Annotated in this window: 13 protein-coding genes; 8 read left to right on the top strand and 5 right to left on the bottom strand. The window is 58.0% G+C overall.

Features of this window, described 5'->3' with window-relative positions; all coding sequences use genetic code 11:
• Positions 1 to 22: 22 nt before the first annotated feature.
• The 7 genes from MOQ67_RS08590 (at position 23) to MOQ67_RS08560 (ending at position 14,407) form a co-directional block, all read left to right on the top strand.
• The gene (locus MOQ67_RS08590; RefSeq protein WP_162231534.1) at positions 23 to 1,012 is read left to right on the top strand and encodes a Bug family tripartite tricarboxylate transporter substrate binding protein; all 990 of its coding nucleotides are present in this window, start codon (positions 23 to 25) and stop codon (positions 1,010 to 1,012) included.
• Between the two features lie 60 nt (positions 1,013 to 1,072).
• Complete coding sequence (locus MOQ67_RS08585) at positions 1,073 to 1,531, top strand: tripartite tricarboxylate transporter TctB family protein (protein WP_017844901.1); 459 nt, start codon at positions 1,073 to 1,075, stop codon at positions 1,529 to 1,531.
• 1 nt (position 1,532) lies between these two features.
• Entirely contained in the window at positions 1,533 to 3,047 is a 1,515-nt protein-coding gene (locus MOQ67_RS08580) for a tripartite tricarboxylate transporter permease (protein ID WP_017844900.1), read from the top strand.
• The gene (locus MOQ67_RS08575) at positions 3,040 to 4,068 is read left to right on the top strand and encodes an AbrB family transcriptional regulator (protein WP_104904574.1); all 1,029 of its coding nucleotides are present in this window, start codon (positions 3,040 to 3,042) and stop codon (positions 4,066 to 4,068) included. Before MOQ67_RS08580 ends, MOQ67_RS08575 begins: the two co-directional genes overlap by 8 nt.
• Positions 4,069 to 4,214: 146 nt before the next feature.
• Entirely contained in the window at positions 4,215 to 7,625 is a 3,411-nt protein-coding gene (locus MOQ67_RS08570; protein WP_198718593.1) for a YncE family protein, read from the top strand.
• Between the two features lie 146 nt (positions 7,626 to 7,771).
• Positions 7,772 to 11,074, top strand: coding sequence for a hypothetical protein (locus MOQ67_RS08565; RefSeq protein WP_198718594.1), 3,303 nt, complete (start codon positions 7,772 to 7,774; stop codon positions 11,072 to 11,074).
• A gap of 300 nt (positions 11,075 to 11,374) precedes the next feature.
• On the top strand, positions 11,375 to 14,407 hold the full coding sequence (locus MOQ67_RS08560) for a YncE family protein (protein WP_448675910.1): 3,033 nt from the start codon (positions 11,375 to 11,377) through the stop codon (positions 14,405 to 14,407).
• On the opposite strand, the gene MOQ67_RS08555 is transcribed toward MOQ67_RS08560, so the two are convergent.
• Positions 14,404 to 15,495 (bottom strand): IS630 family transposase, encoded by a 1,092-nt coding sequence (locus tag MOQ67_RS08555; RefSeq protein ID WP_034114923.1) that lies wholly within the window; start codon positions 15,493 to 15,495, stop codon positions 14,404 to 14,406. The two genes, MOQ67_RS08560 and MOQ67_RS08555, sit on opposite strands and share 4 nt — an antisense overlap.
• An 89-nt stretch (positions 15,496 to 15,584) precedes the next feature.
• Between MOQ67_RS08555 and MOQ67_RS08550 the strand changes: the two genes are divergently transcribed.
• The gene (locus MOQ67_RS08550; protein ID WP_448675909.1) at positions 15,585 to 16,121 is read left to right on the top strand and encodes a YncE family protein; all 537 of its coding nucleotides are present in this window, start codon (positions 15,585 to 15,587) and stop codon (positions 16,119 to 16,121) included.
• 109 nt (positions 16,122 to 16,230) lie between these two features.
• Here MOQ67_RS08550 and MOQ67_RS08545 read toward each other — a convergent pair whose 3' ends face one another.
• The 4 genes from MOQ67_RS08545 to ung all read right to left on the bottom strand — a co-directional run bounded on the left by MOQ67_RS08545 (position 16,231) and on the right by ung (position 23,930).
• Positions 16,231 to 18,477, bottom strand: coding sequence for an autotransporter outer membrane beta-barrel domain-containing protein (locus MOQ67_RS08545; protein WP_026139779.1), 2,247 nt, complete (start codon positions 18,475 to 18,477; stop codon positions 16,231 to 16,233).
• Positions 18,478 to 18,795: 318 nt separating this feature from the next.
• Positions 18,796 to 20,757: a hypothetical protein gene (locus MOQ67_RS08540; RefSeq protein ID WP_198718596.1), complete on the bottom strand. Its 1,962-nt coding sequence runs from the start codon at positions 20,755 to 20,757 to the stop codon at positions 18,796 to 18,798.
• A 298-nt stretch (positions 20,758 to 21,055) separates the two neighbouring features.
• Complete coding sequence (locus tag MOQ67_RS08535) at positions 21,056 to 23,023, bottom strand: hypothetical protein (protein ID WP_198718597.1); 1,968 nt, start codon at positions 23,021 to 23,023, stop codon at positions 21,056 to 21,058.
• A 214-nt stretch (positions 23,024 to 23,237) separates the two neighbouring features.
• Positions 23,238 to 23,930: a uracil-DNA glycosylase gene (gene ung / locus MOQ67_RS08530; protein WP_017844892.1), complete on the bottom strand. Its 693-nt coding sequence runs from the start codon at positions 23,928 to 23,930 to the stop codon at positions 23,238 to 23,240.
• Positions 23,931 to 23,984 lie beyond the last annotated feature (54 nt).

The raw sequence follows: 23,984 nt of genomic DNA, 5'->3' as shown, positions 1-23,984 counted from the left end.
ACTCATAACAACAACGACGGAGATAACCATGACCCTTTCATTGCGTAAATTCGCCCTCGCCGCCGGCTGCATGCTGTTCGCCGGCCAACTGCTGGCCGCCGACGAACCCAAGCGCCCGGAATGCATCGCCCCGGCCTCCCCTGGCGGTGGTTTTGACCTGACCTGCAAACTGGCGCAAAGCGCGCTGGTCAACGAGAAGCTGCTGAGCAAGCCGATGCGCGTGACCTACATGCCTGGTGGCGTGGGCGCAGTGGCCTACAACGCCGTGGTCGCACAGCGCCCTGCAGACGGCGGCACCCTGGTGGCCTGGTCCAGCGGCTCGCTGTTGAACCTGGCCCAGGGCAAGTTCGGGCGCTTCGATGAAAGCGCCGTGCGTTGGCTGGCAGCGGTCGGCACCAGCTACGGCGCCATCGCGGTGAAAAGCGATTCGCCTTACAAAAATCTCGACGACCTGGTGCAGGCGCTGAAGAAAGATCCGAGCAAAGTGGTCATCGGTTCCGGCGGCACCGTGGGTAGCCAGGACTGGATGCAAACCGCGCTGATCGCCAAGGCCGCCGGGATCAACCCGCGCGACCTGCGCTATGTGGCGCTGGAAGGTGGCGGTGAAATTGTCACCGCGCTGATGGGCAACCACATCCAGGTGGGCAGTACCGACATCTCCGATTCCATGCCCCATATCCAGAGTGGCGACATGCGCTTGCTCGCGGTGTTCTCCGAAGCGCGCCTGGACGAGCCGGAAATGAAGGATATTCCGACCGCCAGAGAGCAAGGCTACGACATCGTCTGGCCAGTGGTGCGCGGTTTCTACCTTGGGCCAAAAGTCAGCGATGCCGACTACGCCTGGTGGAAAGACGCCTTCGACAAACTGCTGGCCTCCGAAGACTTCGCCAAGCTGCGTGACCAGCGCGAGCTGTTCCCGTTCGCCATGACCGGCCCGGAGCTGGACACCTACGTGAAGAAGCAGGTAGCGGACTACAAAGTGCTGGCCAAAGAGTTCGGCCTGATCCAGTAATCGCCCCTCTGTCGCGCGGCCACGCCCTGCTGAACCAGGGGCGTGGCCCAGGAGTTCAACATGCTCTTACAACGCATATTCGCCGCCGCGCTGCTGCTGGCCTGCGCGGGCCTGGCCTTGATGGCCTGGCCCTACCAGGCGTCGTTTTCCTACGAACCCGTGGGGCCTCGGGCCTACCCGCTGCTGATGCTCGGGCTGATGAGCCTGGCGCTGATCTACATGCTGTTTCGCCCGCAGCCGACCCAGCATACCGAGGAAGAACCCGCGCTGGACCGCGCCACCCTGATCAAGATCGGCATCTGCGTGGCGCTATTGATCGTGTTTGCCGCCACCTTCGAATCCCTCGGTTTCATTCTCAGCAGCATGTTGATCGGCATTCCGATGGCACGGCTGTATGGCGGCCGCTGGTTGCCCGGTGCGGTGATCATCACCTTGATGAGCGTCGGCCTTTATCTGCTGTTCGATAAAGCCATGGATGTTCCGCTGCCCCTCGGCCTGCTCGACGTTCTGGAGAACTGATATGGATACTTTCGGCTATTTGGGCCAGGGCTTCGGCGTGGCACTGTCCCCCTACAACCTGGTGACCGCGCTGTGCGGCACCTTGATCGGCACCGTGGTCGGCCTGCTGCCGGGCCTGGGCCCGATCAACGGCGTGGCGCTGTTGATCCCCATCGCGTTCGCCCTGGGCCTGCCGCCGGAGTCGGCGTTGATCCTGCTGGCGGCCGTGTACCTGGGCTGCGAATACGGTGGGCGTATCAGCTCGATCCTGCTGAACATCCCGGGCGAAGCCTCCACCGTGATGACCACCCTCGACGGTTACCCGATGGCCCGCAAAGGCCTGGCCGGTGTGGCCTTGTCGTTGTCGGCGTGGAGTTCGTTCATCGGCGCGTTTATCGCCACCTGCGGCATGGTGCTGTTTGCCCCGCTGCTGGCCAAATGGGCGATTGCCTTCGGCCCGGCGGAATATTTCGTACTGATGGTGTTCGCGATTGTCTGCCTCGGCGGCATGGCCGGCGATAAACCGCTGAAGACCTTCGTCGCGGCGCTGATCGGCCTGTTCCTGTCGGCGGTGGGCATCGACGCCAACAGCGGCGTGTACCGCTTTACCGGCGATAACATCCACCTGACCGACGGCATCCAGTTTGTGGTGTTGGTGCTGGGCCTGTTCTCCATCAGCGAGATCCTGTTGCTGCTGGAAAAAACCCACCGTGGCCAGGAAGCGGTGAAAGCCACCGGGCGGATGATGTTTAACCTGAAGGAAGCCTCGTCGGTATTTGCGGTGAACATCCGGTGCGGCCTGCTCGGTTTCATCATGGGCGTATTGCCCGGCGCTGGCGCGACGTTGGCGTCAGCCGTGGCCTACATGACCGAGAAACGCCTGGCCGGGGCCAGCGGTAAATTCGGGCAGGGTGACATGCGTGGTCTGGCGGCTCCGGAAACCGCCATCGGCGCCTCCGCCTGCGGTGCGCTGGTGCCGATGCTGACCCTGGGCGTGCCGGGTTCGGGCACCACCGCGGTGATGATCGGCGCCCTGTCGCTGTACAACATCACGCCGGGCCCGCTGTTGTTCCAACAGCAACCGGATATCGTCTGGGGCCTGATCGCCTCGTTGTTCATCGCCAACATCATGCTGGTGATCCTCAACATCCCGATGATCCGCATCTTCACGCGCATCCTCGCCGTGCCGAACTGGGCGCTGGTGCCGGTGATCGCGATCATCACCGCGATCGGCGTGTACGCGGTTCACGCCACCACGTTCGATCTGTTCCTGATGATCGGTATCGGCATCTTCGGCTACATCCTGCGCAAGCTGGACTTCCCGCTGTCGCCGGTGTTGCTGGGCTTTATCCTCGGCGGCCTGATGGAGCAGAACCTGCGCCGCGCGCTGTCGATCTCCAACGGTGCGCTGGAGATCCTGTGGTCCAGCCCGATCACCTTCGGCGTCTGGGTATTGACCGCCGTGATGCTGCTGTTACCGCTGGCGCGCATCTACCGCAAACGTGCGTTGCAGCGTCGTGCCGTGGCCGATGTCTGAGGCCAGCTTTAAACACTGGTGGGGAACACCGCTGGTCGGCCTGGCCGGCGGTTACCTGGCCAGCCTGGTCGGCTGGCCGTTGCCGTATATGGTCGGTTCGCTACTGGCGATCATCCTCGTGCGTTGCCTCACGCCGTGGCAGTTGGCGGAGATTCCCGGCGGGCGCAAAGGCGGCCAATGGGTGGTGGGCATCGGCATCGGCCTGCACTTCACTCCGCTGGTGATCGAACAGGTGATGAGCCACTTCGGTTTGATCTTCTTCGGCGCGCTGGTTACCAGCCTGTCGAGCGTGGTCGGCGTGTGGTTGATGCGCCGCAGCGGCGAAGACCGCGCCACCGCGTTTTTCTCCAGCATGCCCGGCGGTTCCGGCGAGATGGTCAACCTCGGCGCACGCAATGGCGCGGTGCTCAGCCGGGTCGCGGCGGGGCAAAGCCTGCGGGTGTTGGTGGTGGTGCTGTGCGTACCGGCGATCTTCAAGTACGTGCTGGACGGTGGCGCGCCGCAGTTTCATCCAGCCCCGGTGAGCTGGGCCTGGCTGGCGCTGCTGTTTCCCGCCGGTGCGCTGGTGGCCTGGGGCTGGCAACGCTTGCGTCAGCCGAACCCATGGTTGTTCGGGCCACTGTTGGTCAGTGCCACCGCCAGTGTGGCGTGGGACCTGCACATCGGCCTGCCCGACGGCGGCAGCCAGATCGGCCAGTGGCTGATCGGCAGCGGGTTGGGCTGCCACTTCAATCGTCAGTTCTTCCGCAGTGCGCCGTCGTTCATGGCGCGCACCTTGATCGGCACCGCCTTGACCATGCTGCTGGCGACGCTGGCCGCCGTGGGCTTGAGTGCGATGACCCAACTGGACCTGCGCTCATTGACCCTGGGCATGATGCCCGGTGGCATTGCCGAGATGAGTTTGACCGCGGAAACCCTGCAACTGTCGGTGCCGTTGGTGACGGCAATGCAGGTGATGCGCTTGTTGTTCGTGTTGTTTCTGGCGGAGCCGCTGTTCAGGCATTGGAACCGCCAAGCCTAGCGACTACCGAGGGCGGCCCGCCCTGGGCCGCTACCGCCTGTCGGCACTGTCATTTCTAACAGCTAGCCTGCTCGCTGCCCTTCTGCGTTCAATCCTTGTGTGCCCCGGACCTTTTCGGCTCCTTTGCCTTGCACGAGGTGACAAGCATGACTCCAGAGCTCAACGCGCCCCCTTTCGTCGCGCAGTTGTCGCCTTATATTCCCGGCCTGACGACCCCGGTCGTAGGATTCTCCGGCGGTGTGCATCAACTGCTGTTGGAGAACCATGGCAGCACGGGCCTGATTTGCATCTTGCGCACCTACGCAGGCCAGCTTGAAGGCGATTTCATCGAGTTGTTCTGTAGCGACCTGCTGGTCCCGGTCGACTTCCATACCGTAACCGAGCAAGAAGCGCGCGAAGCGAAGCCGATTACCCTGCACATCTCCATGGCCCGCTTGGCCGACGGCGCGGCCGGCCCCGTATTTTTCCGGGTGACGCACCTCGATCACCGCGTAGAAGAAACCCAACGCCTGACCCTCAAGATCGACACCGTGGCGCCAACCGGCAGCGACCCCATTACCCGCCCACCCTGGGTCAATGAACAACTGTCGCGACCGCAACCCGCGCAGTTCCTGATCGATTCGGCCGCAGCCGGGCGCGGGGTGGTGGTGAGAATCCCCTTTTACCCGCTGGACCTCAACCGGCCTCCCAGTACCTACCGGGCGGTACGCGATCGCATTCGCTTGATCATCGGCGAGCAAATCATCGAGCACATCGTCACAGAGAATGAGGCCAGCAGCCGCAACCCGATTTCAATCACGGTCTATTACGGCACCTGGCTGCGCATCGGCAGTGGCTTTCAGGCCTGCGCCTACGATGTCATCGATGAGGTCGGCAACTACGCGTCGGGGCGCTCGCCGATGCAACTGATCGAAGTGCGGCTGGATCCCAACGAACGGTTGCTGGACGCCGCCCAGATTGTCGAAGCACCGACCGGCACGCTGGACGCGGACACGCTGGCAGGCAAAGACGCAACCCTCAGGGTGGCGGTCGAGGGAAAAGGCTGGGCGTCGGGCGACGGTCTTCGACTGACCATTCGCGGGCGTTTGCCGGAAGGTGTCGATGTCGAACAGACCTACGATGCCAGTATCACATCGACCACAACGCCTTTCGTCGACGTCCCATGGCCCAATGCTGACGTGCGTATGCTTATCGGCGCCTTGATCCAACTGAGTTATGAGCGAATTCGCACAGGACAAGTCAACCGGCCCTCGGAAAACACCTTCGTCCAAGTGAGCGGAACCCCCGAACAAACCGGCCTCGTAGCACCGCAAGTGCCCGCCGCCAGCGGCGGCGTCCTGCATCCCTTGACCGACCCGGTGACCGTTACGATCGCGGCTTATACCGGCCAAAAGCCCTTTGACCGTGTCACGCTGGTGCTGGAAGGCACCTACGCCAACGGCCACCGTTTTTATCAGGAGCACGGGTTGCCGGCCGGCGAAGGCAGCGTCGTGTTCGAACTGCACAATGGGATCGACGGTGACATCCGCCAGCTCGATGGCGGCGAGCTGATGCTCTACTACTACATCAACACCGCCGGGGGGCGCCCACCGTCGGCCATTCTGCAACTCAACATCGGCGAGCCCCAGGACGCCCTGCCCGCGCCTGAGGTGTTGCAAGCACCCGCCCCCGCCTTCAACTTCGACCCCGAGCAATCCCGAGGCAATGCCAACGTGAGGGTTGCGGCGCATGCCGCTTTCACGGAAGGTGCCACGGTCACCCTGTACGTCGAAGGCAGCGCCATGGGCGGCAGCGCCCCACCGGACCGGTTCCCCATCACCCGGCCGTGGGTCGGGCAGGACCTGGCGTTTGTCATCGCACGGGTGTTTGTCGTGGCCAACCTCAACGGCTCGGCGCGCATTTACTATCGGGTGGAGCAAGCCGGCCAGCGCACCCGTTATTCCCAGGCGTTGGTGATGACCGTCGGTAGCGGCCTGCAACTGCCGGTGCCGCATATTCTGGAAAGCACGATCAACATCGCCGACCCCTCCACCGCCCGGCTCAACCCGCAACATGTGCTGGAGCCGCCGGTCTGTACGTTTCGGGTGAGCTACAAGCCGATGCTCGCCGGCGATGATATCCAGCCCAGATTCATCGGCACCTACGGGCTCGGAACGCCCGTCATCAATCCACGGCCAGGCGACCCGCTGAAGGGTTATGTCGACTTCATCATCAGTAATCGGGTGATTGCCGCCAACCTGGGCAGAGACGCTGCATTGTCCTATACCGTGACCCGCGCCGGTGCCACCAGCGCCTCCCAGGTGCTGACCTTGACCATCGACCCGCTGACTGAACAAGCGCTGGACCTGGTCAACGTGCCCCAGGCGTCGAACGGCATCATCAACGCCAACGTGACGCACAGTGCAGTGATTCAGGCATGGCCGTTCATGCGGACCGGGCAGCCGGTGTGGCTCGAAATCAAGGCCGCGGCCAATCGGGTGCTGCGCGACGGCACACCGCTGAGCGCCGCGGAATTCAATGCCAAACGCGTGGAAGTCCGCTTACCCGCCGATTATCTGCGTTCCTTGCCGACCCAGAGCACCCTGCGGGTTGAGGCGCGGGTATCGCTGAACGGCAGCGCCCATAAGGATTTCGCCATCGCCTTTCGCCCTGTCGACTACCGCATGAGCAACACCGTGGGCATCTTCGCCACGATCCCGGTGGGCAATTCGCCGAACGCCCTGGCGCTCAGCCCGGACGGTACGCGGCTCTACGTCGCCTGCACCTTCGGCCGCACTTCGATCTGGGTCATCGACACCCTGCGTAACCGCGTCATCGACAGCTTCGACGTGCCGGGCTCGCCGTTGCGCCTGGCCATTCATCCAACGGCCGAGCGTCTGTATGTGACCGACAACAGCAGCGCCACCAATACCCCGATTCGCCTCTACAGCACGCGGGACTATTCGCTGATCGACACGCTGACCGGGTTCACCACCGTCCGAGGCATTCGCTTCAATGCCAACGGCTCGCGCCTGTATGTGGCCGATGAAGGTGCATCGCGCCTGGTCGTCATCGACACAAGCAACCACCAACGCGTGGCTTCGATCCCGGTGCGCGCGCCCATCGATGTCGCCGTCAGCCCCGATAACAACCGCGCACACGTGGCCACATTCTTCGACTGGTCCATCATCAATCTGCCGACCAACAGCCTGATCAACAGCGCCGACACCCGCTCCGCCCCCGTCGCCATCGCCCATAACCCCCGTGGCTCTCAGGTGTATATCAGCGCGCGCGAAGGCGGCAGCGTCACGATCGGCAATACCTCGACCCAGCGCATCGAGCAGACCTTGACCGGGTTGCTGGGCCCCTACGACATCGCCTTCGAACGCGGGCGTGATCGGGCCTACGTGTCGCAGACCGATGGCGACCTGCTGGGCATTATCGATACGCGCTCGCGACAGGTGATTGGCAGCTATGCCGGGTTTAACAAGCCGCGCGGGCTGGTGGTGGCCCCAGACGATTCCCACGGCTACGTGGCCAATATCGGCGGGGATTCAGTGTCGTTGGTGGTGTTTTAGCTGACGGACAAGTCGGGTTCACCATTCGTCGGCACTGTCATTTCTCACAGCTAGGCAGGCGATAGATGACGGGCGCTGAATCAAGCCAGAGACCCACTTGTGTGACGGGTTTCCGATCGTTTTCCCTATGACAAGGAATCCTAATCATGACATACGATCAAGCCCCTGACCCCATCGACAACCAGTCGATTTTTCCGGAGGCCCTTGATATTTCCTCCAGCGATACACTCGGTGTGCTTCACCCCAATGACCTGCGTCGCAAAGGCTTCACCTCACCACCGCCAACCGACGTTGCATTGAACTCAAGAACATTTATCAACACTCCATTTTCCGACTTGCCCCTGTATTTCCCAACGTTATGGGAACCTGTCGCAGGTGCTGATGGTGGCTTCAATGATGCCGCCTTGAAGGTAAACCCTTCGGGGGTCATCTGCATCCTTCTGCCGTATCTGGAACAAGCTGAAAATGACTTCATTTGGCTGGAACTCAACGGCGTGCAAGTAGCCTTCCATACCGTCAGCGCTGACGAAGCCGACTTGGGCACGCAAATTGTCCTGTTTATAGAAAGCACCCGCTTTATCGATCAGGCAAACAATAAGGTACAGGCCTTTGTCGAACAACTGAGCGGCACAATTGATAAAAGCAAGCTGTTCACAATCTACGTTGATCGTGAGCACCCAGTCGGCCCGGACCCTATCGTCAGCACGCCCAACGTCAACGAAAATATGGCTGCCGTGAAGTTTGCAGACCCACAGATCGAGGCCTTCGGCGTGATCACGAAGGAAAATGCCATCGCTGGGGTCGAGATATTGATTGAAGACTATCCACTGAATCCCGCAGTTCCCACGAAACATCACCGTAAAGAAGGCGACGTAATTTTTGTAAGTATCGGCGGCTTGCTGATCAAACACACGGTTACCAATTTTGAAGCCTCAGGCAACTTGCCTATTAGTGTCTGGGCCTATTTCGGCACATGGGAAGCGCTACCTGACAGCGAATATATTGTAGAATGGTATGTGCTCGACAAGGTGGGTAATCATTCCCCAGGCTTCTCGCCTCGCAGGCTCATTGAAGTGCAATTGGGGAGTGGCAGCGAACCAATACTGCCCGCCGTGTTTGTAACCGAGTCCGACTACGACGAGGAGCACGATCAGGACTTTATCGATATCCGTGATCTCGATGGCGACGCAAACATCGAATTGCCCATACGCAATAACGGATACGCCGTCAGCGATACGGTGCGCCTGACGATAAAGGGCCTCAGCGCCAGCAGCGTGCCAGTCGAAATAACCATCGACCATCGGGTGACCTCGATCACTCCAATCAGGGTCAACATCCCCCTGCCTGCTGACTTTCTGCTGCCCCTGCCGGGTGGGCACATCTTCATCACTTACAAACGGATTCGTCCAGGCGTTGCTGATCGTCCCTCCAGAGGCTCGCTCTACGCGATCTACGGTGACCCGGTCGGAACCCGTTTACCACCACCACAAGTCCTGGATTTGGACAGTGACGGCTCTCTACCCGACCATACCAATCCGGTACGCATTCTGGTGCCTAAATTCCTCGGGCAGCATGAAAATGACAGAGTCGACTTGATAGTGGTCGGCCGTAGCGCCAATAACGTGCCCAGCTATGCCGAATTCACCGAAATGGCAGGTATCGGTGACGTTGTTTTCTTGTTGGAGAGCGCATTCTTCAATGCACTGAGCGGTGGGTATTTTACTGCTCATTACTTGATCAATGGTGGCGTAACAAGGCCAGCCTCTGAACAGGTAACGGTGCCTGTCGGTGATGCAAGGGCAACATTACCGCCCCCCAGGACATTGCAAGCGTTACCGCCCGGTTTTGTGTTCGACCCCGGTACCAACCTGGCCAACCTCAATGTCAGGATTGACCCCCATCCGTTCATTGTAGAAGGCGTAGAGATCAGAGTGATCGCCACAGGTACCCGTCCAGGCGGCAGCATTACGACTGACTGGTTCAATGTCGATATCAACTGGGAGGACGCGGTCATCCCTTTCACTATTCCGAGAACTATCGTCCTGGCCAATCTCAACAGCACGATGACGCTTTCCTACGAGGTAAGGCCTAAGACACCAGGTGCAATTTCCCGGCTTTCCCAGGAGCTTGTGATCTACATCGGCATTAAGCTGGAACTGTCCGAGCCGCCGGTTGTTGTGCAGGCCACCGCAATTACGCCAACCCTGTCGCGCCTGAACCCGTTGCACGTGCTGCCTCCGGTCGAAGTAGAGTTCAGGGTGAAATACTTCCCGATGCTCGACAGCGATGACGTCAAACTGAGGGTCGTGGGCAAATCAGGCTTGGGGACTCCCGACATTCCGTCAAAACCCGGCATTGCGGAGCCTGGCGAAGACTATATTAGATTCGAACATTTCAGCGATTTTGTCGCCGCCTACCTGGGGGACTCTTGCGAGGTGTATTTCGAGGTTACCCGCAGCGGCAATACCACTGGGTCGGTACCACTGACCCTCGAGGTGGAGCCTCTGCCGGCACAAGCATTAGACTTGTTGAGCGTTCCTGAGGCCACGGCAGGTGTCATTGATATCAGAAACGCCGCCACCGTCAGAACCGCTGCCTGGCCCTTTTATGCAGTAGGACAATCCTCGTGGATCTATCTGGAAGGTGTCAAAGCCGGGAATCAACCCCACTTGCTCACTTTGCGAGATGCTAGCAAGGCTCTTAATCAACAGGAGTTTGATCAAAGGTTTGTACAGGAGCCCGTACCGAGTGCCTATTTGAGCCAGCTGCTTGCAAACAGCAAGCTGCACGTCAAAGGCTCTGTATCCGTGGACGGTACCAATGGCGAGGCTAGCGCCTTGAACCTGGAAGACGTCAGCTATACGGTCAGAACTACGCCCGCTCTGGCAATGGATACCAGCCCAAGGTTTCTAAATCTCAATGGTTACTTGCTGGTGAACTTTTTCGGTGGTTTCAATGAGATCTTTTACTTTGGCTCAGCTCGGACTGCCACTGGCGGCGTACCACCGTACACCTACAGTTCCAATAATCCAGGAGCCATTTCCGTCAATGCGGGGGGCCGCGTTCACATCACTGCCGCAGGTACCGCGACGATCACAGTTCGGGACAGTGCGCAACCCGCGCAAACAGCCAGCTATAACGTGACTGTCAACGGGTCCTTCCGCAGATGCCGGTTTGTGGGGACAGGGCAATGGCATTCCATGGTGAGTGCAGCCGCTGCATGGGGCGGCGTACTTCCTAACTTCAGTATCGCTGTTGAGCTTAGTGGCCAATACAGTGGGCGCTGGCCATCGATGGGTAATATATGGACCACTGAACAAGCACCTGGCCAACCGCAACCTGGGCTGGCTTATTGCTTTGTCAACATTTATGGAAACCGGGGGTGGCCACCTAATGACATGCAGTGGGGTAGTACAACTAACAGCTTCGATGGTTTAGCGATTTACTAACACTGTAAACATAAAAAGCCCCGTTTCTTCCGAGACGGGGCTTTTTTTCATTACCCAGCATGTTGAGTTTCCTTCGGGCTATACGCTCACGCTTTTAACATCGCCACCCAACCGCGCACGCCCGGCGGCGGTTCAATATGTTTACCCGCGCAATATCTCCAGGGTTTTACCATTCGTCGGCACTGTCATTTCTCACAGCTAGGCAGCCCATTGCACGAGGCGTTGAATCAATACTGAAGCGCCCTCCTCCTCCCCACGGAACATTGCGCCCACGCCTATTGCCCAGACAGGACGATGATCATGACCTTCGATCAAGACACTGACGCCATCTCAGACGACAACACTCTACCCGCGCTCATCGCCCCCTCCCACCACCGGCCCGGCGGGCTTATGCCCAATGAACTGTTCCCCGACGATGCAACCTCCGGCATCCGGCCGTTCAGCGACCTGGTGGTACTTTTCCCCACTGAAACAAAGCCGGTTAGCGGCCATGATGCAGCGTTCAACGCAGCGGCATTGACGGTCAACACCAACGGCGTCATCTGTCTGCTGCCGGGGTATCTGAATAAAGCCGAACATGACTTTATCTGGATTGAAATCAACGGAGTGCGGGGGCCTATTCACACTGTTACCCAAGAAGAAATCGACCTTGACCAACTCACCCTCCTGTTTATGGACGCCGGCCGTTTTATTGACCAGGCGAATAATACGGTGCAAGTCTTCGTCGAACATCTGAGCGGCACCACTGATAGCACCCGCCAGTTCAATTATCTCGCTGATCGCGAGCCACCTGTCGGCAGGGACCCGATCGTCAGCACGCCGTATAACGACAACATGAGTCCCGTCAGGTTTACCAACCCGCAAATCGAAGACTTCAGGGTAATTACCGATGCCGATATCAGCGCGGGCGTGAAGATACAGATTGGTAATTACCCACTTGACAGGGCAGAGCCTCAAGTTCACCACCGCAAAGAGGATGACGTCATTCACCTGAGTATCGGTGGCGTGATCATCAAGCACACCGTCACGTCTTTCGAGGCCTCTGGCAATAACCCGATAACAATCACGGCGTATTTCGGAACCTGGAACCAGTTGCCCAACGGCACGCACCTTGTCGAATGGTTCGTCGTCGACAAGGCAGGTAATAAATCACCGGGTTTCTCCCCCTCCCGAATGATCGAACTGCGGGTCGGGAGTGGCGTTGAACCTCTGCTGTCGCCTGTGCATGTCACCGAGTCCGATTACGACCCGGACAGCGAACAAGACTTCATCAATGTGCCGGACCTCGATGGCGACGCGACCATTGAACTGCCGATACGCGGCCAGGGGTATAGCGTCAACGACAAGGTTATCCTGACCGTCAGCGGACTCAGCGCAGACGGCGTGCGTACCGAAATCACCCTCGAATACGACGTACAATCTATCAACGTGATCCGGGCGCTTATCCCGCTGCCCCTTTCCTTCCTGCGGCCCCTGGCAGGTGGTCGTATCCTGATCACCTACAAACGCGTTCGCCCTGGAACTCCCGACCGCCACTCCGAAGGGGCGCTATATAACATTTTCGGCGACCCCGTCAGTCAACGACTGCCGCCTCCAGAGGTACAGGACCTGGTCAATGGCGCACTGCCAGAAGATACCAACCCAGTCCGCATCGTGGTCCCGCACTACTTCGGGCAGAACCCCAACGACCGCGTTGACTTGATCGTACTGGGGCACTCCGCCAATGGTACGTCCACTTATGCCGAATACACGGAAATGGCCGGCAATGGCGATGTTGAATTCTTGTTGGACAACGCCTTCTTTACCGCACTCAGCGGTGGTTATTTCGAGGCGCATTACCTGATCAATCGAGGTAATCCAAGACCCGCCTCAGAAAAGGCAAGCGTGCCCGTCGGCGATGCCCTGGAGGACCTGCCAGCGCCCACCACATTACAGGCGGTGGCGCCTGACTTCACCTTCAACCCATTGATTCACAAGGCTAACTTGAACGTCAGGGTGCGTCCGCACCCCGCCATCGTCGCAGGCACCGAACTCAGGCTGATCTTTGTGGGGTCGGCACCCGGCGGCAGTTTCACCAGCCCCTGGTTCGCGGTCGACATCAACTGGGAAGACGCCGAGATCCCTTTCACCGTCCCTCGCAATATTGTCCTGAACAATGACGATGGCACGGCACGCTTGTACTACGAGCTCAAGCCCATTAGCGGTCCGAACCGTTTCTCTCTCGACCTGCTTATCAAAATAGGCACGCCTCGCACCCTGCTGCTGCCCCAAGTAGTGCCAACCACATTCATCTCGGACACTCGCGTTGAACTCAACCCCACACACGTGATTGCACCTCAACCACAAACGATTGAAATTCGCGTGATCTCAGACAAACTCCCGCGTGATGCAGACATCAAAGTCAATATCAAAGGCAAATCGGGGATTGGTAATCCAAACATTCCTGCGAAACCGGCCGTGCCTGAAGCAGGTGAGAACTACACACGCTTCGAGCTGTCGAGCGACTTTGTTGCGGCTTATCTGGATGGTGAGTTCACGGTGTCGTACCAACTCATTGAATCCTCAGGAACGACGATTTCCGGCGACCTGACAGTAGAGGTCCTGGCGCTGCCGAGTTCGTTGCTGGACCTGGTCACTATCCCTGAAGCCTCGGGTGGGACGATCAATACGGCGGTGGCGAACAACGTGCGGATTGATAAATGGCCGTTCTTCAGGGCCGGGCAACCCGTGTGGATTCAGTTACTCAGCACGACCAATCGCGACCTGCGGCTTGCGGTCGGCGTGACATCCGCGGAATTCAATGCCGGACGCACGCTCGACCTGATACCCGCCAGCTATTTGTCGGGCTTGGAGAACAACAGCGAGGTTGCGGTCAAAGCCTGGGTATCGCTGGACGGTTCCAACAGCCTGGAGACGGCCAAGTACTTCAAGGTGCCTACTTATGTGACGCGTAAGGGGTCAGGCGAGATCATTCGTCACATCACTGTGGGGAACGGTCCGAATCAAATCGCAATCAGTCGAGATGGCAACACAGTGTGTGTCCTGAATGCGCGTGCATATTCGGTTTCGGTCATTAATTTCGCAAGTGGCGCGATCAGAACACTAGCTTATAACTATGTTTATAGACTTGCATTGCACCCTACGGAGCCAAGGCTCTTTCTCTCGGCCAACACCGGACTTGGCGCTAATTACCAAGCGCCAGTCCTCAATCTCAGTACTTTCACGTTTAGTTACCCCTTCGCCTTCAGTTACTCAGCGGCCTACGCAATAGGCATAAACCCCACCGGGTCGCGAATGTTTATAGGCCTACTCGCTAGTGGCTTGAGCGGTTAATCCATTAATTTATTTTTTATCACACTCAGCTTCGCTTTATGTACCGAGCTAATGATGGCCTCAGCCGTTTTATTCCACTTGAACGGCTTGGCTGAATGCTCATTGTGAGCCTCGATAAATTGGCGGATAGCGACTTTTAGGTCGGCGACGCTGGTGAAGGCACCCCGGTATAGCGCTCGTCTTTCCAGTTGTGCAAACCAGCCTTCCACGGCGTTCAGCCAAGACGCGCTGGTCGGTGTGAAGTGCAATTTGAAACGCGGATGCTTTTCCAGCCACTGCTTGATTGCAGCCGTTTTGTGGGTCGAACTGTTATCTAGAATCACATGCAGATCCAGTCCGGCTGGCGTGCTGCGTTCAATCTGTTGCAGAAAAGCCAGAAACTCCTTGGCTCGATGGCGCTGGGTAATCCGTCCGATTACTTGGCCGGTTAGGATGTCGAAAGCCGCGTACAGACTCGCCGTACCATGGCGCTTGTAATCATGCGTCCGGCGTTCAACTTGACCTGGGCGTAGCGGGAGCATCGGTTGGGTGCGATCCAACGCCTGGATCTGGGTTTTCTCGTCAACCGACAACACCAGGGCATTATCCGGTGGGTTCAGATAGAGCCCGACCACGTCGACTACCTTGTCGGCGAAATGAGGGTCGTTGCTGATTTTGAAGGTCTTCAGACGATGGGGTTTGAGGTCGGAAGCGGCCCAGACCTGCCGAACCTGCCACGTGGTGACCCGCGCATACTTGGCCATCAAACGGACGCTCCAGTGAGTGGCTTCCTGGGGTACACGCCGGGTGGTCAGTGTCAGGATTTCGTTGATTTTATCGGGCCCAAGTTTGAGTGGCTGGCCGCTGCGCGGCAGATCGCTCAACCCTTCGATTCCCGCCTCCAGATAACGTTTTCGCCACTTGAATACCGTCGGCGGCGTGACCTGCAACTGCTCGCTGACGGCCTTGGGCGTCAATCCGTCAGCCAGTAGAAGCAGGATGCGCGCTCGCTGGGCGAGGCTCTGTTCCAGCGTACTCATACGCAACCAACCTTGCAGGGCGATGAGATCGGAAGGCATTAAAGCGAAGGGGGAAGTCGGTCGGGCCATGCGCATAACCAATCCATGACATTGGACGCACAGTATATCGTTACCATTAGATAAATGAATTAACCGCTCAGTCCACTAGCGGCAGCTCTTTGGCTTTTTCCGTCTTTGACACAACAAGTGGCCAATATGTGACAAATTTCGGTGGAACAGCTGGCCCCCGATCGATAGTAACTAATCCACAAGGCACAGCCATATTTACAACAGGCTACAACACGGAACGGTACACACTCAGCAGTGGCGTCCGCACCCATACTGTCGTTAACGGCGCAGTTGCTCAGGAACTTGCCCACACCGGGTTTGATGCACCGCTCGAACGACTCTATGTGTCCGTATCAGGCTTAAACAAACTTGATATTTACAACACCGAAAACGATAGCCTCACATTCATCAAATCCCTCACAGGCCTCAGTGATCCACGAGGTATTGCCTTTCATCCAACTCGACCATTGGCATATGTCTCAGAACTTGCCGGCAACCGCGTCAGAGTCATTGACATGAACAGTGAAACACTGATTGGCACGATTAACGGTTTTGATCAGCCTAACGGTCTTGCTTGCACACCCGATGGCCAATACTTGCTGGTCTGCAACTCTGGCAACACGACCGTGGCGGTGGTGAGCATTTAAAAACCACCCCGCCCTGCCTTAAAGCAAAAAAATGCCCCGCCTCTTTCGAGACGGGGCATTTTCATTACCCGCACGGTTTATACCGCTACCGCGCTATACATCCAGCCCGTTAAAAATCGTAGCGCAAGCCCAGGTTAACCCCATACGGCTGCTTGATGTTCTTGCCCGTGCTGTGTTCCAGATCCGCATGCAACTTCAGGTTCTGCGATACCGACATCGCCACACCCGCACCCAGCTTCAGGCGCGAACCCGACAAGTCGTTGTTGAACGAGTTGTCGTTGACGAACACTTTGTTGCTCTGATCGAACTCGTGGGCCACCGCCGCCTTCAAGTACGGCTGCAAGACGCCGCCGCTTTCCAGCTGGATATTGCGCCCCACGGTAGTACCGAGTTCACCGATCACCGTACTGGAGCGGTCACCCTTGGCGTCCAGGCCATTGTCCAGCGTGTAGCTCTGGGCCTGGGTAATCACCGCAGACAACTGGCCATATGGTTCAACGAAGAAACCGTCGTCCAGCGTGATGTGGCGACCGACTTCCGCCGATGCGCCCACCGCGTTTTGCGTGTAGTTGCCCTTGGCTTTCTTGCCGTCACTCATGGCCACATTGGACTCGTTGTGCAGGCGGTTGAACTTGAGCACACCGTCAAAGTAGAACCCGCTCTCGGCATCCAGCCAGGTGGCGTAACCGCCGACATAGTAGCTGTTGACGGTTGCACTGCTGCCATGGTTCAGGTCCAGGTCCGAGGTGCTGTGACCGGCCATTGCACCGATCAACCACTGGCCGTCGCCACCCGATACCGGCACGTCGGCACCAAGGGTGAAGCCGCGTTGCGACTGGTTGTAGCCCAGGCCGGTCTTGTCATTGGACACCTCATACTTGTTGCCATAGGCGCGGGTCCACAGCCCAGCCGACTGACCTTCGCTAAAGCGCAGTTCACCCATGCGGGTGCGCAGGGTGGTCATTTCACCCAGCAACACAGTGGGGGCTGCGTTGAACAACGCCAACACCGAGTTGGTGCTCGGGCTGATCACCTTGCTGCCTGGGTCGAGCAGCCAGTCCTTGCCGTCGTTGTCATTGATCAGGCTGTAGGAATAGGTCCCGATATCCACGCGGTCGCCGATCAGGCTGAACTGGGCGCCAGCGTCGGCGGTGTGTACGACATGCAGGCGGTCGTCGCTCAACGGGTCGGCACCGCTGCTGGCGATCAGCAGTTTGTGGTCGCCCGACGACGTGCCAGTCACATTAAGGAAATCGCTGCTCAGGGTGGCGAAATCCGCGCTCATGATGAAGGTGCCGTTGCCCGATAGGTTGGCCACGTCCAGCTGGTAGAACGTACCGGTCTCGCCGAACTTGACGTTGCCGCCGCTCAGGGACAAGTCACCCACCTGCTGATGGTCGACCATCACCCAGGTGGCGTCGCTGTTGATCGCCAGTTTATCGACGTGCTCCAGGCGACCGGTGAGGACCGAGCCGTTGTTCAGCCCCACACTGGCGGTACCGCCACCGTTGATCACGTCACCGTTCATGATGGCGCGATCAAGGTTAAGGTCCAACTCACTGAGGCTGCCAACCTGGATATTGCCGCTCAGAGCGCTGTTGTTGACGCGCATGTTGGCCGAGCCACCCGCGGTCAGTTCCAGCATGTTGCCGTTACCGCCCACCAGGGTGGAGCCATTGTTGACATCGATTTCAACCGTGCCGGGAGCATTCACCACAATGGCCGCTCCGGTCTCACCGACCACAGCCGTCTGGTTGAACGTAAAGGAGGCCGAGTCTGGGGTTATCGGATGACGATAGATTTCAATGCCGTTGGTGGCGCCAGTGATGCGACTCTGGTTTGCGATCAATTGGCCGTCGACGGCCAACAAGCCCTGCTCGCCCCCTCTGACCTCACTGTTATTCAACGACAGCACACTGGAGCCGTTCAAGATGACGCCTTGCGTGGCGCCTTCGATCGAGGTGTTGAAAACAGTAGCGGTCGACGCCCGGTTATCCACGGTGCCGACGATCAAGCCCGTGGATCGTCCACTGGAAATATGTGCATCACGAATGGTGGCGTTACTACCGTAGAGCGAAACACCGACTTCATTACCGGCTTGTACCCGGCCGCCATTCATTTCGAATGTCGAGTCGCGGGCAAGGACACTGACGATCCTGGCGCCATTGGAGATGAGTTTTGCATCACCGCTCAATTGATAGCGGTCAAAAGGCGAACTGGCGTCAATTGTCAGTTCATGGCCTGGAAAAATTTCGAGTGCAGCTGCTTTCGTAGCGGCCAACGACAGTGGCATCAGTGCCAGTACCTTAATAGCGGTCGCCAGTCGAGAAGGGGTGAACGTTTTAACATTAGTCATGGGGGTGATAAACCTCTAGTCGGGTGACTGAACAAGCCAAGCGATTAACAGATCTATCGCCTCAGGCTCTCAGCGGCGCCAAGAGTACGGACCTAGAGGGGAACTTCATGTAGGGCAATTCCCGTGCCTTGTAGGACTTTCCTTAAGAATGCGCCCACTAAAATTTAACGCGCGTAGCACCTCCTTCTCGTGTATCAAAACCATGGTTCCGATCCCGCAAAATGGCGGGGCCTCACCAGATCAGAGCCAATAGACCGCTACCCGGACGCTTTCGCGACCAGGTAGCGGCCTATTGGCTCAACGCATTCACACTGGGTACTAACCGCAGATGGTGCCATCTGTCTGGCGCCGTGTCATCAGCACAATGGTGGCCGGTGAATTGCCTTCAGTTACGCCATCCGCTTTTAATACGTGATAGGTCGCTTCAATACGCCCGACCAGGACAGGCTGGATATAGGTCGGGAACGGTACGGTAAAAAGCTCTCCTGGATGGCCCGGATTGTCGTGATTGTGAGTAATCGTCACGCTAGGGAAGGACTCATCAACCGTAATGACCGTGGACTCGAAATCATCCGGGCCAAAGATGACCCAATGAAGCGTAATCCGATCGCCCGCCCGCAGGTTTGCAGGGTCCTTGATAACGGTTCTGATCCCACTGGGAATCCCTTGCGCGCAGGTGAGCGCAAATCGGCCATCACCGAAGGACAACCCATCCGGATAGTTGATGGGCAATAGGTTATCCACCGCAAATGCGCTGACTGACACCGTTGTTTCCACGGAGTCGATGACGTTATCGTTCGCGCCGTTATTGAGCGTGTACCAGGTGGGAATATCACCGTTGCCTGCGTCCTTGATCACCGCAGCGGGAACCGTAAGCACAAACTCAGTAGCGCTCTCATCTGCAAGAGTGACTTCGTAAGGAGGGTCATAACAAGGCAGGCCTTTCCACCACAGTTGAATGAGATGCCCCGCCGTCGCCCCCGTATACACGTCAAACCGCGCCGTCGCGTCGTCCATGTCGCCTGGGCCGATCTGATTGGTCAGCCCCTCGGATGAAGTCACCTCCACCGGATCAAGGTCAGGGTTGACAGGCCCCGGATCTTCCGGACGCCCACCCGCCGACCTCAAGTCGACATCCACCGTGATGGTGTCGGAAGGCCCGGTGATGACCCCGCCACGATCAATGTTGTAAAGCACGTCAGCCTCGTAAGGCGCGTCAAGACCGCCATCGCGAAGCACGTCCCATGGGATTGTCACCCTGAGCGGCCAGACCATATTCACAATGCCAACGAGCAGCAGGGTATTGAACTCGACAAGAACGCGGTCCCCAGCAAGTGCGTTGTCGTATTCGCGGATCCAGATCTCGGCGCGGTTCAATTGGGCGTCAAGCAGGTCAAGCGGCGCCTCGGGGCACTCGGGGTCACGCAGGTTCTCGGGAAGATCTTCCGTTACCAATGTGAACTCTCGAAACGAGCTCGGGTAGCTGGTTGGGTTACCGGCACGATCCGTGTAGACATAGTTGAGCTGCTTCACGCCGCCGCCACTCGCCTCAAGCAGCGCTTTGGTCAGACTCACCATCACGGGAGCCGTGGTGCGCGGTAAATCATCAATGGTCAATGAGGGGGTATCACTTGGAAACTCTGTGTAGATCTCCAGTTTGTCGCCCACTTGCGGGTCCAACCGACGTGGAACCTCGATCACCATGGCGCCGCCATTAGCGTCCAGGTCCTGCAGCGTCACGAAATTGCCGACCCAACTTGGTAACGTCACCGAGCCAGGCCTGATACCTGCGTTAGGATCTCGGCGGTCGATGGTGACAGGGGTAGGCGCGGCAGGGCCATCTGTCGAACCGTTAGATGAAAACACTTCATACGTCAGGTTCTTCAGCCCATGTTCGCCAATATCCTCCTCCGGTATCGAGAAACGGTAGGGCCAGGTATGGGCAGACAACGGTTTACTGAACGGGATGCGACTGCCATACAGGACATTATTGATAAAGACCTCCAAGCCGTCGTTGCCAAAAGGCAGGATCTCAATCCACATGTCGATTTCGCACTGAACACCCTCAGCGTACAACTCACTGATGTCCATCAAGTTCGGCTGCCCGTTCGTCACTGGCGGCAGTGCATTCATCACCCGCAAATCACTCAACACCAGCGGCCCCACAGGGGTTCGAGCCCACGGCGGCCGTACCAGCAGGGGGGAATCGGGCGCCACTGCCGTTTTTTTTGTGCTCCGGGCCTTTAATTGAGGTGCTTGGTTTTTTTTGGACTTCGCCATAGCTAGTTACTCTCGCAGGATAGAGAATGGCTCGTTCTCCGACATCTAACTGGGCCGAGTGACAGCCCTATTAAATCTGCGTCTTGCAAGGCGCGCACCTGTCAAACTTCACAGGTGCGTAAACCAATAAAGCGTGTATCCGCGCTGATTCAATCAATACATAGCGTTTTAATAACCGATCAAAATCAACAGTCCAACTATCAGCAACATAAAGTCTAAGTGGTGATGAAAACGCCGACTATAAAAAAGAGGGCATTAGGTGTAATGCCCTCTTTCGCCGCCACTGTTTTTCAATGATTCATGACGTACGGACAGGTCCAAGGCACACACCACCCTGCGGTCTTTTCAGATTAATGAAAATCAGTTTTTTAGACGACACACCTGTTGCCCCCGAAACTTTGAACAGCCGGTAGTAAGTCACGCCTGAGCCAAAATCACTGACTAGCCCTGGACGGGTAAACAATGGGTCAAAGGGTGTGATGAGAACATCTACTCGTCCGGCGTTCCTATGATCCTCGGTCAACACGACGTCGAACGTGACACTCGTTCCCGGGAAAGGATCACCATTGCCGGATTTTGTGGGATAGCTGCTCCAGTACACTTGAATCCTGTCACCCACCTCGAAATGGGTCACATCCCAGAGCACCCCGATGAAGACACCTGTCCAAGGTTCCGGGCGGGTATCACAGGCAACGAAATCACGGGTGCTGTCGTTCAGTAATACAGGCTTTTCCAAGCCCCTGAGTGTATCGAGTTCCACCCGCACCAGTTTGGTGGGGCTGCGTTGGCGGTTGACGGAATTATCCGTCCAGTAATACACCGGTATCTGGCCGGACGCGGCGCCCATGATCACGATCCAGGGCACAAAAAAAGCCATCGTTTGGCCGGGCAGGTCTGTGGGCTGGATCTCGTAGGCGCCTACAAATGCAGCCTCACCGCCCCAGAACAATTCCAGCCGGTGCCCAGGTACCGGGGCGGGGGTGCTCCATAGCGGCACCTCTACACGGACGGGCCCCGGGGCATCCAACTCGGTGACAACGTCGTCCCCTGTGACACCTTTCACGACAACCCGCGCCAACTGGGTATTGATCGGGTCGGGGCCTTGCGGGTCTGGCCCGGCCACACTGAGGTCCTGAATAAAAAAGTTGTTGGGCGAGTTTCTCGACGCAGTACCGCGCTGAAACAGGTAACGCACGCGCACGGGAATCGACTGCGCAAAACCACCGGCAGAGAGGATCTCCCAAGAAACAGGAACACGGATGGGCCACGCTTGCCCTGCACCGACCGTAATAGGGGGCAGCGAGTGAGTATTCCAAAAGATGACAAGCCGGTCGTTTTCCTGCGCCCCAAAAATCTGAGGAATTTCGATAACTACGCCGGTACGTGCATCGTCCAGGTCAATCAGGCCATCGAACTCCGCCAAGGGTACTTCAGGCCGTGGCAGATCCGGCAAAACCTGCAGGTTGACGTTTATTTCGTTCACCGTGGAAAACGGCCCGACATTGCCCGCACGGTCAGTGAGCTGATAGGAGGCAAACCTTCGGCCCTCCCCACTGTCGCGAATAAAGGCCTCATCAAAATGTATTTCTATCGGCGCGCCAGCAATATGCCCCAGCCCGATGCTCAGCGTGCCCGCAGAACGGACGTTGGGAAGTTCCCCCCAAAAGAACTCAATCCGGTCCTCAAGGCGAATATCCGGCCAACGCACAACTTCTGCATCGACACCGTTGTGCGCCACAAGGTAGTCGTCGCTCACCCCGTCGCTTATCACTTCAGGGTCAAAAATCAGCGCCGGCCCTTGATTGCCATTATTGGGCGCATTCTTGTCGACATTGACCATTGTTCGGAAAGAGTCAGTCGTCGTCAGCAGCGGAGCACTCACCCGATACGTGAGCTGGCGAATACCCCCCGTAGACAGCACACTGGCCGGCAACAGTTGAACCAATGGAAATTCGACGTCCGGCTCGTAAGGGCCAAAGATCTCATGGCGGTGAACCTCAAGGCCCTGCCAGAGATACTGAACCAATGTCGTCATCGAGACGTTAGCGAAATTTACCGGCCAAACCCTCTCGATCGTCACCATCAATGGCTGATTCTGAAGGGCTAACGGAATCGTGTACGCAGCCTCGTCCGACAGCAGTGGCAAGGCTTCAGGCACCAAGGGTACGTCGAGAGTCTGGATGGAAGCCGAACGCTTGCGTTGGGGGACGTCGACGGGTTCTGAAGCAATCGACTCGGCGGTTGAAGATACTTTCGAATCAGACATTTCTACTCTCCTCGCAATGAGTCACAGGTTGACCATTGACAAACGCGCCGGCCGGCATGAGACCGACGAGGCCAGGGAGATCATTTAATGCTGATACAAGACGGTCGGATACTGTCAGAAATAACAGGTACCCCCCTTGATTCGCGCATATCAAGGGGGCGCAGTTAGCCACGCGCGCTGCGAATCAAGCGGGTGACACATCGCAGCGAATGGTTCAGACCGGTGGCAACACCCAATCAATCGGCGTCTCGCCATTCTGCTCAAGAAACTTGTTGGTGCGGCTGAAATGCCCGCAGCCCAGAAAGCCGCGATACGCCGACAACGGCGACGGGTGGACCGACGTCAGCACCAGATGCTTGGTCGCATCGATCAGCTTCTGCTTGCTCTGTGCATGCGCGCCCCACAGCAGGAACACCAGGTGCGGTTGGTGCTCGCTGACGACTTCGATGATCCGATCGGTAAAGAACTGCCAGCCCTTGCCCGCATGGGCGTTGGCGTTGGCGCGCTCCACGGTCATGGTGGTATTGAGCAGCAATACGCCCTGGTCGGCCCAGCTTTGCAGGCAACCGTGGTTGGGGATGTCGATATTCAGGTCGCGCTTGAGCTCTTTATAGATATTGACCAGCGACGGCGGCGCCGGCACGCCCGGTTGCACCGAGAAGCACAGGCCGTGGGCCTGGCCGGGGCCGTGGTAGGGGTCCTGGCCGAGGATCACCACCTTGACCTTGTCCAGCGGCGTGGAATTGAGCGCGTTGAAGATCAGCGGGCCAGGCGGGTAGATCTCCTTGCCGGCCGCGTGTTCCTGGCGCAGGAACTCACGCAACTGGGCCATGTAGGGCTGCTCGAACTCATCGCGCAGGGCGTGTTTCCAGCTGGGTTCGAGTTTGATACGGTCGCCTTCGCTCATGATTGACTGGTCTTGTAAAAAAGAATGAGGCGAACCCTAGGAAAGCCGACCCCG

This window comes from Pseudomonas sp. LY-1 (genome assembly GCF_053502595.1).
The sequence above is the reverse complement of the archived record's forward strand: the minus strand, read 5'-3'. Positions and strand labels throughout refer to the sequence as shown.